Origin of the sequence: Myxococcus qinghaiensis, assembly GCF_024198215.1 — a bacterium.
GTDB lineage: Bacteria > Myxococcota > Myxococcia > Myxococcales > Myxococcaceae > Myxococcus > Myxococcus qinghaiensis.
In genome coordinates this window covers 242,501-259,472 of record NZ_JAKCFA010000013.1, presented here as the reverse complement: position 1 = coordinate 259,472, position 16,972 = coordinate 242,501, and the positions used below count along the sequence as shown (strand labels likewise).

Sequence of the window (16,972 nt, the reverse complement as noted above, 5' to 3'; positions counted from 1 at the left end):
AATCATCGCCCCGCTTCCGGCGTAGGGCGTGGTACCGGAGCCTGCCGCCGGTGCGGCGCCACCGCCGACGCGAGAGGGTGTTTCACGTGAGCATCAGGGTCGACGTGTGGGAGGGCGGGCGCATCGCGCTGTTTTCGCTGCGAGCCAACCGCCTGCGGACGGTGCTGACGACGGTGGGCATTGGCGTGGGCGTCTGCACGCTGCTGGCCATCGTCGGCATCATCCAGGGCATCAACCAGTCCTTCGCGGACCAGCTCGCGCAAATCGGCGCCAACACCATCCAGGTGTCCAAGTTCCCCTGGGCCATGGGCGGCGACTGGTGGGAGTACCGCAACCGGAAGAACCTGTCCGTGGACCTGCTGCCCGCCATCCTCCAGTCCTCGGAGCACGTGGTGGCGGCGGCGCCCGTCTTCTTCGACCGGGCGGAGGTGCGCTTCCTGGACCGGCGCATGGCGGGCGTGACGGCGATAGGGACGACGGCGGACTACTCCCTCATCTCCTCCTACACCGTGGACAAGGGCCGCTTCCTCACTGACGCGGACGTGAACACGCGCTCGCCGGTGGTCGTCATCGGCGCGGAGCTGACGCGCACGTTGTTCCCCGGGCTGGACCCCGTGGGCCACCGCATCCTGCTCGCGGGCAGGCCGTACCGCGTGGTGGGCACGCTGGAGCCCAAGGGCACCGTGCTCGGGGAGAATCAGGACACGACGGTGCTGATTCCCTACCGCACCTTCCAGGAGCACTTCGGCAAGCGCAACTCGCCCAACCTCATGGTGTCGGTGGACTCGCCAGAGCACACGCTCGACGTGGTGGACCAGCTGACCTCCGCGCTGCGCCGCGCGCGCGGAACGCCGCCCGGGGTGAAGGACGACTTCGCCATCAACCGGCCCGAGCAGCTCGCCAACATCTACGCCAAGCTCACCGGCGCGCTGTACGGCGCGGCGACGGGCGTGGGGCTCATCACCCTGCTGGTGGGTGGCATCGGCATCATGAACATCATGCTGGTGTCGGTGCGCGAGCGGACGCGGGAGATTGGCGTGCGGCGCGCGCTGGGGGCGAAGAAGCGCACCATCATCATCCAGTTCCTCCTGGAGGCCTCCAGCGTGTCCGCCGTGGGCGGCGCCCTGGGGACGGTGGTGGGGCTGGGGCTGGCGAAGACGGTGTCGTTCATCACGCCCTTGGCGGCGGCGGTGGAGCCGTTGACGGTGGTGGCGGGTGTGGGCTTCGCCGCCACGGTGGGCCTGCTGTTCGGCATCTGGCCCGCGGCGCGCGCGGCGAACCTGGACCCCGTGGAAGCGCTCCGCCATGACTGAGGAGACGCCGCGATGATGGCCTTGCTGGACACCTTGCGGCTGGCGTTCGGGACGTTCGTCTCCAACCCGCTGCGCTCCTTCCTGACGCTGCTGGGCATCGTCATCGGCGCCACCACGGTGGTGGCGATGATGGGGCTCATCGAGGGCCTGCGGAACCAGGTGAACGAGAACCTGTCCGAGCTGGGCGCCAACTGCTTCCAGGTGCAGCGGCTGCCCTTCGGCGCGGGCAACCTGTCCCTGGCGGAGCTGTCGCGCCGGCCGCGCTTCACCTTCGAGGACCTGGACGCCATCCGGGAGATGCCCTCGGTGCTGACGGCCGCGGGCGAGGACTCCAAGGGGGGGCAGAAGCTGTCCACCCAGCACCGCGAGACGCGCGCCAACATCGGCGTGTGGTCCGGGACGCCGGAGTACTTCCAGACGAACTCCGTGGTGGTGGCCACGGGCCGCGCCTTCACGGACACCGAGTACCTGGATGGCCGGCGCGTCGCGGTGATTGGGCCCGATTTGGCGGACACGCTGTGGCCGGGGATGGAGCCGCTGGGGCAGACGTTCCGCCTGCTGGGCCGCAACTTCGTGGTGGTGGGGACGACGAAGCGCAAGGGCAGCTTCCTGGGCGGTGGCGGCCAGGACAACACGGTGATGATGCCGCTGACGGCGTTCCGTCCGCTGTTCGGCCTGAGCAACTTCCGGGTGAGCGTGCAGGCGCACTCGGCGGAGGTGCTGAAGCGGGCGCAGGACGAGGTGACGGTGCTGATGCGGCGGCGTCACGGGCTGAAGCCGATGGAGGCGGACGACTTCTTCGTGTTCTCCAACGAGAGCTCCACGGAGATGTTCAACAACATCTCCCAGGTGATTTCCGTGGCCAGCTTCGGCGTGTGCCTGCTGTCGCTCCTGGTGGGCGGCATCGGCATCCTGAACATCATGCTGGTGGCGGTGACGGAGCGGACCCGGGAGATTGGAATCCGCAAGGCGCTGGGCGCGAAGAAGCGGCGCATCCTCGCGCAGTTCGCCACGGAGGCGGTGGTGCTGTCCTTGACGGGCGGGGTGCTGGGCGTGGCCCTGGGGATAGGGTTGGCGCACCTGGCGCGCTGGGTGCTCGGCCTGCCCACCGAGGTGCCGGCCTGGGCGGTGGGGCTGTCCCTGGCGATGAGCTGCGGCGTGGGGCTGGGGTTCGGAATCTATCCGGCCGCTCGCGCCGCGAAGCTGGACCCCGTGGAGGCGATGCGCACGGAATAAATGCGCCACCTGTCAGCGCTGTGTGTCCCATGAAAAGGGGCCCCGCCCGCATATCGCGGACCGGGCCCCTTTCTCGCGTTCAGGCCGCGAGGACTACGGGCAGGGCCCGGTGCAGATGAGCTGGCCGGTGATGGGGTGCTTGTAACAGAACGGGGCGCACTCGGACGTGGTGGGGGCCTCGGTCGTGAAACCAGTGGTCACACCAAAGACAGCGGCGAGGGCAACGGCAATGCGGAGAGTCTTGAAGGCCGACATGGGGTGTGTCTCCAGACTGCGTGTCTGTGCTGCCCGGCAAGAATGGTATTGAATGTAATTAATCACAACTAAGAAATCATGAGCAGCGCTGTGCGTGTGGTTTTGATGGAAAGACTCGCACGGAGCGCGGCAGTGAAACATTCCGGCTCGCCGGAGTGATTTGGCGCGCCTGTAACTATCGAGTGTGTTGGTTGGCGCGAGGGCCACCGCCGGCCCATTGGTAGCCGAGGGTGGCGCCGGTGCCGATGAGGGCGAGGCCGATGAGGGAGCGGGCGCTCTTGAGGCGGGTGCTGGGCTCGGCCACCTCGGTGAGCAGGGCATCGACGGCGACGGCGAGCAGGGTGCCGGTGGCCGCGCCGCCGAGGGCTCCGAGGTACGCGTCGCTCTGGTCCTGGCTGCGTCCGAAGGCGACCTCACCCATGCCCCAGGTTCCGAGCGCGGCGAGCGGCGGGGTGAAGAGGAGGCCTCCGGTGAACGCGGCGACCTCCAGGTCCATCCAGCGCGCGGCGCCCGGTGTGACAGGTCGCATGAAGAGCAGGCGCGAGGGCAGGTAGCCCGCGAGCATTCCGGCGGCGGACTCAGCGGCGGTGGCGCCCAGGCGTGTGTCACCGCCGACGCGCGTGGCGCCCCACACGCCGCCGAGCGGGAGCAGGGTCAGTCCTCCGTGCGCCACCCAGGCGCCCGTGGACAGCGGGAGGTCTTCCCGTGTGGGGAGGACGGGGACACCGCTCATCCCGGGCAGACGTGTGCCATCGGGGCTCGCCGCTGGGGTGGCGGTGTCGTCGCGGAGGGTGAGGCTCGCGCTGTCGGAGCGTCGTGCCGAGGTGGTGTCGTCGCGGAGGGTGAGGCTCGCGCTGTCGGAGCGTCGTGCCGAGGTGGTGTCGTCGCGGAGGGTGAGGCTCGCGCTGTCGGAGCGTCGTGCCGAAGTGGTGTCGTCGCGGAGGGTGAGGCTCGTGCGGCCGGGAGGTCGCGCCGAAGTGGCGGTGTCGCTTGGGGTGACGGCTTGTCGCAGGCCGACTTTGTGGAGTGCTCGCGGAGGCGCGTCCATGCGCAGGGCTTCGGCGCTCCTCGACGGGAGTGTCCGCCGGAGCGGTGCGTCAGCGGCGAGGCGACGTGGTGGTTCCGCGTGCGCGGAGGTGGTCCCCAGCAGGAGCGCGAGGGGCCAGAGACTCAAGAGGATGCGTGCGCTCGGAGGAGGTCGTGGCATGGGGCTCGCGGGGGGAGGGTGCTCACTCATGGGCCCTGGCTCCACCGGGCACCCGGCCCGAGTGCCCTGCGTCGCACACTGTGCCCGTCCCCAGGTGTTGGCGGATGGACGCCCTGGAATGTCCTATGGGAGGTGCCGACCCGCGGGAGAGCCACTAGCTTCGTGCGGTGAAGCTGGCCTGCTCCGTGCTCGTCGCGTTGCTCGTCGCCGGGTGCCCTGCTCCGAATCATCGGCATGACCTCCGGCTGCGCACGCTGCCCACCAGCGCGGGTGAGACGCGCTCGCTCGCGTTCTTCCAGTCGCTCGGGGTGCCGTTGTCTCCCGGGCACGGCGTGGAGCTGGTGGAGAACGGCCGCGTCTTCGACGTGCTCGAAGCGGAGATTCGCGCCGCGCGCTCCAGCATCCACATCGCCAGCTACATCTGGCGTCCGGGAGAGCCCTCCGAGCAGCTGGTGCGCGCGATTCGCGAGCGTCACCCCGGGGTGGCGTGTCGCGTGCTCGTGGACCCGCTGGGCAGCATCAACTTCGAGACGGTGGGGTTGGCGCTGGCGAACGCGGGCTGCGACGTGCGCATCTTCCGGCCGATACAGGGCGCGTTCGCGTCACTCGACGCGGCGCGCATCAAGACGCGCATGCACCGCAAGCTGGTGGTGCGTGACGGCTCGGTGGGAATCACCGGAGGCTTCGGCATCTGGAAGAGCTGGCTTGGCGACGCGGAGGGGGAGGAGTACTGGCGCGACATGAGCGTGCGCGTCGAGGGGCCCGTCGTGCGGGACATGCAGGTGGCCTTCGCGCAGAACTGGCAGGAGGCGGGCGGGGACTTCCTGCCGGTGGATGCGTTTCCGGAGCTGTCCGTCCAGGGTGGAGCGCGCGCGGGCTTCGTCGCGAGCACGCAGAACCGGTTCCTCTCCGACGCGCGGCGGATGACGCTGCTCACCATCGCGGCGGCGCGGCGGCGGCTGTGGATCGCCAACTCGTACTTCATTCCCTCCGAGGCCATCAGCGACATGCTGCTGGAGAAGGTGAAGCAGGGCGTGGACGTGCGGGTGGTGGTGCCCGGCCGTCATCACGACATCGCGCCCGTGCACTCGGCGCAGCGGGCGACGTATGCGCGGCTGCTGGAGGGCGGCGTGCGCATCTGGGAGTACGAGCTGTCGATGATGCACTCGAAGACGATGCTCGTGGACGAGGACCTGTCCGTGGTGGGCTCGACGAACCTGGACCCGCTGGCGCTGAGCACGTCGGACGAGTGCTCGCTGGTGGTGGAGGACGAGGCGCTGGCGGCCCAGCTCGCCGCCGCGTTCGAGAAGGACCTGCGTCACTCGCGGGAGATTCACTGGGATGGCTGGCGCAAGCGCGGCCTGTTGCAGCGCCTGGGCGAGCAGCTCCCCGGGTTCATCGGCGACTATCTCTGACGGTGCTGTCAGGTCAGAAGCGGAAGGTGGCCGCCATCTGGACGAGGGGCTCCACAGGTGACGACCCCTGGCGCGTACGGATTGTGAAGCGCTCTGTCCACGTGCGAAGGCCGCCTCGCCTCGCCGCGACGGCCCGGTGGCGGGCTCTGCGCCATCCGAGCCTTCGCCTCCGCGTGAAACACAGCGCCGTCAGTCTCACTCCACCCGCTCGGGTGCGTCCCACCCCTCCTCGAGGGGAGGCCCGGAGCGGAGGCGAGACAGAAGCGCGTCACGGGTTCACGTGTTATTGGCTGCCCGCATGAGCATCCGTGACTTGGTGGGTAAGGCCGTCATCCGCGAGGTGCGGCCCGAGGATGACGCGGCGGTGGGGGAGCTGCTGGTCGAGGCCTTCACCACGCAATACGCGAAGAAGCTCCCCGACGTCGTCTACACCGACGAGCGCAAGCGGGAGCTGCGGGACGTGGCTTCTCGCCGCAAAATCGCTTCGTTGCTGGTGGCGGAGCTGGATGGCGAAGTCGTGGGCACCGTGGCCCTCTTTCCCCCGGGGGCCCCTGGCTCCGAGGCCTGGCTGCCTCGCGCCGCGGACCTGCGCGGCCTGGCCACCGCCGTGAAGCTCCATGGCGCCGGGCTGGCGCAGCCCCTGCTCGACGCCGCGGAGGCGCTGGCTCGGCGCTGGGACGTCGACGCCGTGTGTCTGCATGTCCGTCGCGGGGCGACCGGAGTCGCGCGCATGTACATGGCCCGTGGCTATGAGCGCGAGCCCGGGGGCGACCTGGACCTGCCCTCCGTGTACCTGGAGGCGTACGTCCTGCGCCTGAAGCACACCACGCACTAGCGAGCGCGCCGCGGGGCTCCCGAGCTCGGTGCCTCGCGCGTTCGCTGCTCCGCGCCCGACGTGGTTCCACTTCCTTGCTGCCTCGGCGCCTCGGCTCCGGGGACTCCGGGCCTCGTGCTCCCGCGGCCCGTCGAGTCCTCCGCGCCCTGATGACGGCGGTCATCAGCCCCCCGAGGTCTGTCATCAGGCCCGCCCCCATTTCGGGCTGGGCCGCGCATGTTTCCTCCGTGGTTCCAGGGACTTGGCTCACGGCCTCCCGCGTGGAGACCCTGGCACACCATGTGCTCAAGGGTCCTGCATCGGCCGACCCCATCGGTCCCTTCGACACCCAGCCCCGAGGAACATCGTCATGGCGCTCTCCCCCCTCTCCCGCCCCGTTGGTTCCTTCTCCGCTCCCTCGGTCTCCCCCCGCTCGGAGCTGTCGTCGCAGGCGCTTCCCCCTCGCGCGAAGGAGTCCTCGGCCCAGTCCCTCTTCCAGAAGGATGGCTTCGAGTCCGCCGGGGGCCTCAAGAGCGCCGAGGGACTCCAGCAGCTCGTGAAGATGCTCGCCTCGCAGGTGCAGGTCCTGGGCGAGCTGGCGCAGGCGCTCGGAGCCGACAAGGCCGGCGGCCCGGGCAAGTTCGGTGACGCGGGTATCCAGCCTCGCGTGGGCGGAGTGCGCAGCCCCGGCATCCAGGGTGAGGGGGCGCCGAGCCTGGGCGGCCTCGACGGTGCTCAGCAGGCGGGGCTCTCCTCGTTCGAGGGCGGAGTGCCGGACCTGGGCGCGGAGGGCTCGGAGTTCGGCGGAGTCCCTGACCTGGGCTCGTCGTTCGACCCCGGACTCTCGGACCTGGGCCCAGAGGCGATTGGCGTTCCCGACCTGGGCGCCGAGTCGAGCATCCCGGACAGCATGCTCCCCCCGATGCCGGGCGCGCCCGTGGCCTCTCAGAAGGCCCTCGCCGGCACGCCCACCGAGCAGTCCGCCACGCCTGTCGACGCGAGCCAGAAGGCCGCGCAGCCCAACGGCGTGAAGAAGGACGGCAACACCCTCACGCTCAACAACGACGGCAACAAGCCGATGACGGTGAACTTCACCCCCAACGCGGGCGAGAAGGCCGTCGACTCCATCACCCTCCAGCCCGGTGAGAACCGCACCGTGAAGTTCCCCGAGGGCTGGTCCGGCAACTTCCGCACCGACACCGGCGACGGCAAGAACGCCACCCTCGGTGAGGTGAAGTTCAACGGCGGGCACGGCCAGACGTACTACGACGTCAGCTACATCGAGGGGCACAACACCGCCATGACGATGGCGCCGGAGAGCGGGGGCCGGAAGTCCGGCACGCTCGACAACCTGCTTGCTTCCGCCCCCGACGCCGTGAAGGCCAAGGGCCCGGACGGCTCCGCGTACGGCATCAAGAAGACCACCACCTCGGATGTGCAGGACCCGTCGGTGGTAGACTTCTTCCGCAAGCACGTCGGCGCGGACCAGGGCTACGTCATCCCCAAGGACGACGCGAGCACGCTGGGAAGCGGTGACAGCAACATCGTGGTCCACTTGAAGAACCTCACCTGAGCCGCCTCGACGCCCCCGCGTCGACCCCGCGTCCCCCCATGAGCGTCCGCTGGCCCCAGAATGGTCCCCGTCCCGGGGTCCCCCCCCGACAGGCCAGGGAGGAAGCCGCTCGCGAGCAGGCGAAGCCCGCTGACTCCAAGTCCTCGAGCAAGCCCACCGCGAAGGGCCCCGCCACGGGGAAGCCGGCCACCGGAGGACGCGCCGGCGCTCGCCCCACCGAGGGCGACAAGGACAGCGCCCAGGGTGGAGTCCATCGCGATGGGATGGAGTCCGGCACCCAGCGCGGCTCCACGGAGGGACTGGCCGGCGGCGCTGCGCGCGGTACTCCGGAAGGGCTGGCGCCCGGCACCACCCGGGAGACTCCCCCCTCCGCGCTCAACACGCAGGCCCTCCCGAATCCCGGCCAGGCACAGCAGCTCCAGGACCCGAGGCTCGCGCGTCAGGCCCCCACCGTCTCCACCGAGTCCCCGCGGGAGCGAGACGTCGCGGAGGAGGGGGCCAGCGAGGATGCCCGGGCCGCGCTCGAAGGCCGCGCCAAGCTGCGCGCCGCAGTGGTGGAGCGGCTCGTGCGAGGGCTCACCGAAGTCGAACAGAAGCTGGCCACGTTTTTGGAGAACCCTGGTCGCCAGGGGGTCGTCACCCTCCCGGTGGTCCTCAGCGAGAGCTCCGTCACGTACGAGTTCTGGAAGCTCGTCAGCGTCGAGGCCGATGACCGGAGCTTCCTGTGCAATGCGCTCGGCCTGCCCGTCAGCATGGACGACGCGCCGCTGCTCATGACGCTCCGTGAGGAGGTCCACGCGGCCTTCGACGAGTTCCAGCGTTCACCTGAAGGCAAGCAGGCCCGCGCGGGCTACGAGGCGGTGCTGGCCCGCTACGAGACGGCGCGAATCCAGCCCGTCATCTCCGGCCATGACATCGGCCCGCTCGTGGCCGAGTGCGCCCGTCTCCGGCTTCCCTGTGAGCTGGAGTTCACCCGCTCGCTGCTGCTGTCCCCGCTGCAGCTCGCCGTCGCGCTGTCTCCCGAGGAGGGCACGGTGAAGCAGGTGATGGTCGCCGGCCTGACGCTGCAGCAGCTCGGCGCGCTGGTGGGCCACCTGCGCCGCCTCAACCCGATGCTCAACAACGCGCAGGTGCGGCAGTTCCTGCTGCGCGCCGCCACGGACCTCAAGAACGCGCTTCGCAAGCCGCTGGGTGACGCGGAAGTGGAGCGCGTGCAGGAGCTGGCCAAGCAGCTCCTGCGACTGCAGGCCATGGCGATGCTCCACGTCTGAAGTCGACGCGGCGTCCTCCTCAGCTCAAGAGGACTCGCGGGCGAAGTTCGCCTTGGCGCGGGAGCCGCCACCCTCGGTGTTGCCGAGCGCCGCGGCCTTCTGGCCACCCTGCTCCGCGCGCTGCGCCTCGGTGGTGCCCTCGGCCTTCTCGACGACGAGCATTCCGCCGCTCTGGTGCTCGCGCCAGCTGGTGCCCACCGCGTCCTCCAGCTCGCCCGCCTCCAGGGAGACCGTCTTGCCGGTGCCAGGGTCCTTCACCTTGTACTTGCCCTGGTCGTCCTTGCCATCGACGGTGACCCAGTGCGCGCGGCCCTTGCCTGCGTCCTTCGCCGTCGGGTCCACCTTGTTGGAGTCCACCAGCACGGCGGCCTTGCCGTCGCGCTTCAGGGCCTCGTCCATCATGCCCCGGTCGAACCAGGTGGCGCTCTGGGTCACCTGCGCGCCCTCGTGCGCAATCATGTTGGACAGCTCGTGCGCCGTCGTCCCGCCGCCGTCCGTGAAGCGCGACTCCAGCGCGTCCATCGCCGCTTCCTTCGTGGTGGCGCCTTGCGTCTCGGTGCCGTGCGACTTGCCCAGCATCATCGCCACCGCGGACCCGCAGTTGGAGTCCTTGGTCTGCTCGACCACGGACGCGTCCTTGTCCCAGCCGCCAATCTCCGGCGCGGCCTGCGTCTTGGACAAGTCACTCACGCAGCCGACGGGGTTGGCCGTGGCGGGAGCGGACTCGCCCGAGGCAGCGGTGGCGGCGGAGAAGAGGTTCGTCAACGCGCGCTGGATGGCCTCCTGCGCGGCGAACGTGTCCGAGGGCGCCTCCACCGGCGTCGCGGCGGAGGGGGTCTGCTCCTGGAGCTCTTCGGCCTGCCCCGCGACGGGCACGCGCGGGACACCGGAGCGCGACTGCTCGACGACGGTGGTCCGCACCAGATTCGGGGGGAGGCTGACACTCACGGGGGGCTCCTGGGCACAAGGGGGAGTGTGGACCCCCATCCTACCTCGAAACCGGCCCGGCGTTAAGAGTCCCGCCCCGCATCCAGCTCGTGTTTGCGCAGGAGTTTCTTCAAGTAGACACGGTCGATGTCCGCCTCTCGGGAGGCCCGGGAGATGTTGCCCTCGCAGCGCTCCAGGAGGTTCTTGAGGTAGTCGCGCTCGAAGCCCTCGATGAGCCGCTCCTTGGCCTCCTTGAAGGGGAGGTCCAGCTCGACCTTGGTGCCCCCTTCTCCGGAGGACTCCAGGTCCGGCAGGGCCTCTTCGCCCAGGCTCATCACCTGCTCCACCACGTTGCGCAGCTCGCGCACGTTGCCGGGCCAGGGGTACTGGGCGAGCAGCGCGCGCGTCTGGTCCGACAGCGCGCTGGGCGGACGGCCCGACGCCTGGAGCATGTGGTCGATGAGCACCGGGATGTCCTCCGGGCGCTCGCGCAGGGCCGGCAGGCTCACGCGCAGCACGGCGAGCCGGTGGAACAAGTCCCGGCGGAACTTCCCCTGCGTCACCGCCTGCTCCAGATTCACGTGCGTGGCGGCGACCACGCGCATGTTCACCGTCTGGTAGTCGTTGCCGCCCACGCGCTTCACCTGCCTGCGCTCCAGCACGCGCAGGAGGCGGGGCTGGAGCTCCAGGGGCAGCTCGCCCACCTCGTCCAGGAAGACGGTGCCGTTCTGGGCGCGCTCGAAGGCGCCCGCGCGGTCTCCCTGCGCGCTGGTGAAGGCGCCCTTCACGTGGCCGAACAGCTCGCTCTCGATGAGCGTGGGGGGCACGCCCGCCAGGTCCACGATGACGAAGGGGCCCTTCTTGCGCGGGCTCTGCTGATGGATGGCCTCTGCGCACAGGTCCTTGCCGGTGCCCGTCTCGCCCTGGATGAGCACGTCCGCGCCGCCGGGGGCCAGGCGCTCCAGCAGGGTGAAGGCCTCGCGCATCTTCCGGCTGTTGCCCACCAGCGCGCCGAAGCGGTCCTTGGAGGACAGGAGCACCGAGCGCTCGCGGGTGTCCTCCGCCATCAGCTTCAGCTCGGTGGTGCCCAGCGTAATCACGATGCCGGGGCGCAGCTCCAGGGACGTGAAGCGCAGTCGCTCGCAGAAGGAGCCGTTGTGCGAGTCCAGGTCCGTGGCCAGCACGTGCTCGTCATGCACCTCCAGGCGGAGGTGCTGGCGCGACACGGCCTTGTCATCCAGGACGATGTCGCACGTGGGCGCTTTGCCCATCGTGTAGACGCCCTGCTTGAGCGGGTGCACCTTGCCGGAGTCAGGGCCCGAGAGGACCTTGAGCACCATCTTCACCTGACCGGCACGGCCCCGCGTCAACGTGGCCGTGGCATCCAGGTTCATCTCGTCGTCATCCGGCGGCACTGACACGGCGTGGACGGTAGCACGGCCCGGGGAGGCCGCCACCCGTCAGTCGCGTGCCTCATTTCCTGCGAGAGCGAGCAGGCACACGGGCGGGCTTCGCGGGTGCGGGCGCGGGCAGGGACGCGAGGAAGGTGTCCACCTCCCCCACGCTCTCGTCCATGCCCGCTTCGGTGAACCAACCCCGGGCGCGAGTGGCCTCGTCCCGTGCCGCTGGCGACTGACCCGACTGGACGAGCGCCTTCGCCAGCGCGAAGCCGGACTCCGCCAGCGCATCCGGCGACGCGGAGGCGAACGTCACCGCCAGGCGCAAGGGCTCCAACGAGTCGCCCACGCGGCCCAGGCCCAGCAGCGCCTGCCCCACGCCGTCGTAGGACGGCTGGAGCTTCTCGTCGTCCGCGGGCAGCGCCTTGCGCTTGAGCGCGAGCGCCCGCTCGTAGGTCTTCAGCGCGTCCTCGAAGCGGCCCATGCCGAGCTGGCACATGCCCACCTCGTCCAGCATCTCCGCGAACTTGGGGCTGTCCGCGCCGTAGATGGCCTGGACGATGTCCGCCGCGGCCTGGGCATGCGGCAGCGCCTTGTCGGCCTGCTTCTGCTCGCGCAGCCTCCAGGACAACATGCCATGGCGCCGGGCCACGTCCGGGTGCCGCGGCCCCAGGGCGGCGCGGGTCTTCTGGAGCGCGTCCTCCAACAGCGCCAGCGCGCGGGGGGCGTCGCCGAGCGTCTCCACCACGTGCGCGAGCAGGAACGTCGTCCGCGTGCGCTTGGGGTGCTGCGCGGGCAGGGCCTTCTCGTAGCGGGCGCTGGCCTCCTCCAGGCGCGCCTTCGCCTCTGGGTACTGGTTCTGCGAGATGGCGAGGTTGGCCTGGTTGACGCGCACGTCGCCCAGCAGCACCGAATCTCCGCCCAGTCGCTCCAGCGTGGCCTCCGCGAGCGCACCCCAGCGGGCCGCGGGCTCGTAGTGCTTCAGCCCGTCCTCCACGAAGAGCAGCTTGTTGAGGGCCGTGACTTTCAACCGGTCCGCGTGGCCGGCCTCCGCGTCGAACACCGCGCTCGACAAGAGCTTCGCGGCCTCGGGTGACTCGCCCACCTGCTCCAGCAGCCAGCCGTGCAGGAAGCGCGTCTCCGCGCGCAGCGGCAGATAGCCCGTGGCCTCCACCGGCGCGACGAGCGCCTTCACCGCCTCCAGCGCCTGCGGGTGCTTGCCGGCATCCATCCGCGCGCGGACGTGGGAGAGCTTCTCCTCCAGCGTCTCGATTTCCGCGCGACGCTGAGGGTCCGAGGGCAGCCGCTGCCGCTCCGCCAGGGCCTCCGTGTCCTCGCATTCCGACAGCGAGGGCAGGGCGAGCGCGGCGTCCAGGGACTTCTCCACCAGGGCCGCGTCCGCGCTCGACAGCAGCTCCACCGTGGCGTGGAAGTCCTTGCGGCGGCGCTCCAGACACACGAGCTGCCGGTCCAGCTGCTCCTCGGGTTTGACGCCCTGCACCCGCGTGGCCTCACAGGCCTGCACGCGCTGGAGCTTCCACGTGTCGGCGTAGTCACCGAGCGCCGTGGACACGCTCTGGGCCATGCCCTCGGCGAAGGGTCTGCCCGTGGCCTGGAACGCGGCGGTCAGCTTCGCGCGCGCGGTGGGAGACCACTCCGCGTCCATCTGCGCGCCGGCGTCCACGCATACGCGAGACTGCTGCCACGCGGCGCCGCCCGTCAGCGCGAGCGTCGCCGTCAAGGCACTGGCGGCCGTCACCCACCTGCGGCGCTGCGTGCGGCGATGCTCCTGCGACAGGGCCTCCAGCAGCGCGGCCATGGACGGGTAGCGCGCGTTCGCTTCCAACGCCAGACCGCGCAGCACGGCGTCTCGTACCCAGCCGGGCACCTTGGTGTCGCGCGGCGGCTCGCGCACGGCGGGCCCCTGCATCGTCGCGGCCTTGGGTGCCGCGGTGGGCCGCTGCGCGCCCAGCGACTCGGTGTGCTCGGAGTCCGCGTTGACGGTGATGCTGGAGGCGGCATACGCCCGCAGGCTGCCGGGCTCGAACGGCCGCGCGCCGAAGAGGGCGCCATAGAGCGCGGCGCAGAAGCTGAACTGGTCCGTGCGCCCGTCCAGCGTCGCGCCCCGGAACTGCTCCGGGGACATGTAGTTGGGTGTGCCCACCATCAACCCGTGCTCGGTGAGCGTCGTCTCCAGCATGCGTCGCCCGGACGAGGAGACCAGGGCCTCTTCCGGCAGGGGCTCCGCGTCCTCGGGGGGCGACTCGCCCACGGTGCGCGCGAGGCCGAAGTCCGTCACGTAGACGCGGCCGGCGCGGCTCACCAGCACGTTGGCGGGCTTGAAGTCGCGGTGCACCAGACCCGCCGCGTGCGCGGCCTCCAGGCCCCGGCCCGCTTCCACATAACGCGTGACGATTTCGCGCCAGGAGCGCGGCGACGCCTTCAGCCACGAGGCCAGCGTGCCGCCGTCCACCAGCTCCATGGCGACGAAGACCTGGTCGCCCCACATGCCCACGTCGAAGACGGGGATGACGTTGGGGTGGGAGACGCGCGCCATGGCCTGCGCCTCGCGCAAGAGCCGGGCCCGGGCCTCCTCCGAGTGGTCATGCCGACCATCCGGATGCAGCAGCTTGAGCGCCACCTTACGGTCCAGGTCCGGGTCATAGGCGGCGTACACCACGCCCATGCCGCCCTGGCCCAGCCGACGCAGCAGGAGATAGCGGCCAATCTGGGAGAAGGGCGGCACGGCGCGGCGCGCCTCGTCGGGGCCCGTCCCGGAGAGGTCCTCCCTGGGGCCGGTGCCCAGGTCTTGCGTGCCGGTGTCCTCCGGACCCGTGCCCGCGTCCCGCCCGCCTGTGTCTTTCCTCGTCATGTCTGGCGCACCTCGGGGCGGAGTGTAGCCAAGCTCTCGCCAGAGCCCGAGTTCTCCGCCACCGTGCGTCAGCGCCTGCTTGCCTGAGGACCAGAAGTCGACAGGCTCCTCGGAGTCAGGAGCCCGACCGGGGCGTGGCCCCTCCCACGGCGAACGGGATGCGCGCCTCCCTCACGAAACGGGAGGCGCGCATCAGGGATTCAGTACACCACCACCGAGGCGTAGATGCTGGTGCCGTTCGTGTAGGCCACCAGGGCTCCGCCGTTCGACGGGAGCGCGGCGACTCCTGGCGAGGCGCCTGGCCCCACGGTCCTGGCATCCGTCGCCAGAATCGCGGTGGCCCCCACGAGCATCCGGTCCAACTGGACGTTGCCCGTCCCCCGCTGGGAGGCGATGTAGCCGTTGCCGAGCGCATCCGCGTCAATCGACCGGAAGGGACCGGGACCGACGTCCGTGGGGAGGCCCGGCACCTGGGTGCTCGTCCCCGGCGCGGACATGGGGATGACGTCCACGTTGTCGTCCCCGAAGGAGCCCGTGGTGTAGATGAAGCCGTTGGAGCCCGTCCAGTCCGAGAAGAAGGCCTGCCCCGGCGGGGAGCTCAGCGGGCCGAAGGTGGTCCCCTGGTCGCTGCTGCGGCGGATGCGGAAGGAGGGGTCGTCGCTCACCGAGAAGACATCTCCGCTGATCTTGTCCACGAGGACGTCGAAGTAGGCATTGTTCTGGTCCACGTCCGTCACGATGAAGTCGTTCGCGCCTCGCGCGAAGTTCCGGAGGACGCGCACCCCGACGCTGCCTCGTGAGACGGAGATGTAGAGGGCGTCGCCTCTGGAATCCAGACTGAGGGTCGGGTTGGCCGCCGTGCTGAGGGTTCGCGGCGCTTCCCAGCTGGCTCCCGAGTCGACGGTCCGGGTGAAAATCAGCACGCCCGGGCTCGCCGTGGCCGCGACGTAGGCGACTCCCGTGGGGCCGCCTTCAATCGCGACCTCCGCCGCGTTGGTGATTCCCAGGGGCGTGGGCCCCACCCAGGTGAGGCCACGGTCCACGCTCACGCTGACATGGACCGCGCCACCACACGTCATGACGACGTAGAAGCGCCCCAGTGCATCCACCGCCGCCTTGCGCCCCGTGTTCGAGTTGGCCGTGGTGCAGTTCAGCGTTCCGCTGATGAGCGTGGGGGGCACATTCGAGAAGGCATCCAACTGGCACGTGGCGTCGCAGCCATCCCCGGGCGTCGTACCGCCATCGTCGCACTGCTCTCCCGTCACGCTGTCGACCAGGCCGTCGCCGCACACCTCCACGCCCTGGCAGTCCGCTCGGCAGCCGTCGCCCGCGACGCGGTTGCCGTCGTCACACACCTCACCCGAATCCATGAAGCCGTCGCCACAGACAGGCGGCCCCCTGACGGTGATGCTGACCGTGGCGGTATTGGAGGTCAGCGCGCCGTCGCTGGCCGTGAAGGTGAACGAGTCCGCCCCCTGGAAGTCCGCGTTCGGCGTGTAGAGCAACAGGGCGCCCGTCCCGGACAGGGTTCCGTTGGCGGGAGGAGTCGTCACGGTGTACGTGAGCGCGTCCCCGTCCACGTCCGTGGCCACCAACGTGATGGGCGTCGACGTGTTGTGGTTCACCGTCACCGAGGCGGAGGCGGCCACGGGCGCGTCATTGACCGGAGTCACCGTGACGAAGAGGGTGGCCGTTGTCTGCTCGCTTCCGTCGGAGACCGTGACCTGGAAGCTGTCCGCTCCGTTGAAGTTCGCGTTCGGGGTGTACGTCACCGTGGCCCCCGAGCCCGTGAGCGTGCCATTGCCAGGCGTGGTGTAGGAGAAGGTCAGCGCGTCGCCATCCGGGTCCGTCGCGGGGACGGTGATGTTCACCGAGGTGTCCTCGGAGGTGGTCGCGTGGACGTCGTCGACGGTGGGCGGTGAGTTGTTGTCGCAGACGCTCGGCTGTCCCGTGCAGGTGTAGCCCGGCTCCACCTCGCAGACACTGCTACAGCCGTCTCCGGAGAGCTGGTTGTCGTCGTCACAGATTTCGGCCCCGGCAATCACCCCGTCACCACAGAAGGGCCGGATGGACGTCTCCACCGCGTCCACCTGGTAGGGCCCGAACAACGCGCCCCGCAGGCGCACGTAGCGATAGGGGTAGTTCCCGGGGTAGCTCACCACCGCGACATGGGTCCCCAGGCCCATGTGCAGCGGGCTGGAGGCGACGACCGTCCTATCCGCCTTCAGGAAGTCCACGTGGGCCACCAGAAGCACCGACAGGCCCCGGTAATAGACGCGCAGGTCTCCGGTGCCCTCCTCGCCCTGCCCCAGGTCCAGCACCAGCGTCGAGAGCAGACCCGGTATCGTCGCCCGCTGCCCGTCCGGTGCGCCCAGCGCCCTGTTGGGGTTGAGCACCGCCAGCGTGGTGCCCGGCGCCACCGCGTCCGCATACAAGTCCCACGGCGGCGCGAGCTCCTGGCTCACCTGCGTCAATGCCTCATCACTTCCAGGCTCTGCCCCTTCGTCGAGGGGCTCCACCCCGCAAGCGCCCAGCAGCAACACCAGCGTTGCGCCCAGCCCCCACGACAGCGAGGCACGTTTACAGCTTCTCATTGGATGGCTCCCCCCAGGAGCAGGATGAAACCCGGAATGGGTACGTCCCCCTCATGGAATGAATCACATCCCTTGTTACGGCTTGTTATTGCGCGCGC

11 protein-coding genes are annotated in these 16,972 nt (G+C 70.1%); 6 read left to right on the top strand and 5 right to left on the bottom strand.

The genetic code is table 11. The features are described from left to right. Positions 1-86: 86 nt before the first annotated feature. A complete protein-coding gene (locus tag LZ199_RS25150) occupies positions 87-1,313 on the top strand; it encodes an ABC transporter permease (RefSeq protein ID WP_253996283.1) in 1,227 nt (408 codons plus the stop codon). 12 nt (positions 1,314-1,325) lie between these two features. After that, the gene (locus LZ199_RS25145; RefSeq protein WP_253996282.1) at positions 1,326-2,549 is read left to right on the top strand and encodes an ABC transporter permease; all 1,224 of its coding nucleotides are present in this window, start codon (positions 1,326-1,328) and stop codon (positions 2,547-2,549) included. 430 nt (positions 2,550-2,979) lie between these two features. Here the strand turns inward: LZ199_RS25145 and LZ199_RS25140 are convergent, their stop codons facing one another. After that, on the bottom strand, positions 2,980-3,852 hold the full coding sequence (locus LZ199_RS25140; RefSeq protein WP_253996281.1) for a hypothetical protein: 873 nt from the start codon (positions 3,850-3,852) through the stop codon (positions 2,980-2,982). 326 nt (positions 3,853-4,178) lie between these two features. Here LZ199_RS25140 and LZ199_RS25135 point away from each other — a divergent pair, with 326 nt between their 5' ends. From LZ199_RS25135 to LZ199_RS25120, 4 genes are all read left to right on the top strand, one after another. Further along, on the top strand, positions 4,179-5,426 hold the full coding sequence (locus tag LZ199_RS25135) for a phospholipase D-like domain-containing protein (RefSeq protein ID WP_253996280.1): 1,248 nt from the start codon (positions 4,179-4,181) through the stop codon (positions 5,424-5,426). A gap of 298 nt (positions 5,427-5,724) precedes the next feature. Beyond that, entirely contained in the window at positions 5,725-6,261 is a 537-nt protein-coding gene (locus tag LZ199_RS25130; protein ID WP_253996279.1) for a GNAT family N-acetyltransferase, read from the top strand. 349 nt (positions 6,262-6,610) lie between these two features. Beyond that, positions 6,611-7,813: a glycoside hydrolase 64/thaumatin family protein gene (locus LZ199_RS25125; RefSeq protein WP_253996278.1), complete on the top strand. Its 1,203-nt coding sequence runs from the start codon at positions 6,611-6,613 to the stop codon at positions 7,811-7,813. 38 nt (positions 7,814-7,851) lie between these two features. Beyond that, positions 7,852-9,084 (top strand): hypothetical protein, encoded by a 1,233-nt coding sequence (locus LZ199_RS25120; protein ID WP_253996277.1) that lies wholly within the window; start codon positions 7,852-7,854, stop codon positions 9,082-9,084. Positions 9,085-9,108: 24 nt separating this feature from the next. Here the strand turns inward: LZ199_RS25120 and LZ199_RS25115 are convergent, their stop codons facing one another. The 4 genes from LZ199_RS25115 to LZ199_RS25100 all read right to left on the bottom strand — a co-directional run bounded on the left by LZ199_RS25115 (position 9,109) and on the right by LZ199_RS25100 (position 16,874). Further along, on the bottom strand, positions 9,109-10,032 hold the full coding sequence (locus tag LZ199_RS25115; protein ID WP_253996276.1) for a hypothetical protein: 924 nt from the start codon (positions 10,030-10,032) through the stop codon (positions 9,109-9,111). A 62-nt stretch (positions 10,033-10,094) separates the two neighbouring features. After that, the gene (locus tag LZ199_RS25110; RefSeq protein ID WP_253996337.1) at positions 10,095-11,405 is read right to left on the bottom strand and encodes a sigma 54-interacting transcriptional regulator; all 1,311 of its coding nucleotides are present in this window, start codon (positions 11,403-11,405) and stop codon (positions 10,095-10,097) included. Positions 11,406-11,484: 79 nt separating this feature from the next. Beyond that, complete coding sequence (locus LZ199_RS25105; RefSeq protein ID WP_253996275.1) at positions 11,485-14,280, bottom strand: protein kinase domain-containing protein; 2,796 nt, start codon at positions 14,278-14,280, stop codon at positions 11,485-11,487. Between the two features lie 200 nt (positions 14,281-14,480). Next, the gene (locus LZ199_RS25100) at positions 14,481-16,874 is read right to left on the bottom strand and encodes a tandem-95 repeat protein (protein ID WP_253996274.1); all 2,394 of its coding nucleotides are present in this window, start codon (positions 16,872-16,874) and stop codon (positions 14,481-14,483) included. Positions 16,875-16,972 lie beyond the last annotated feature (98 nt).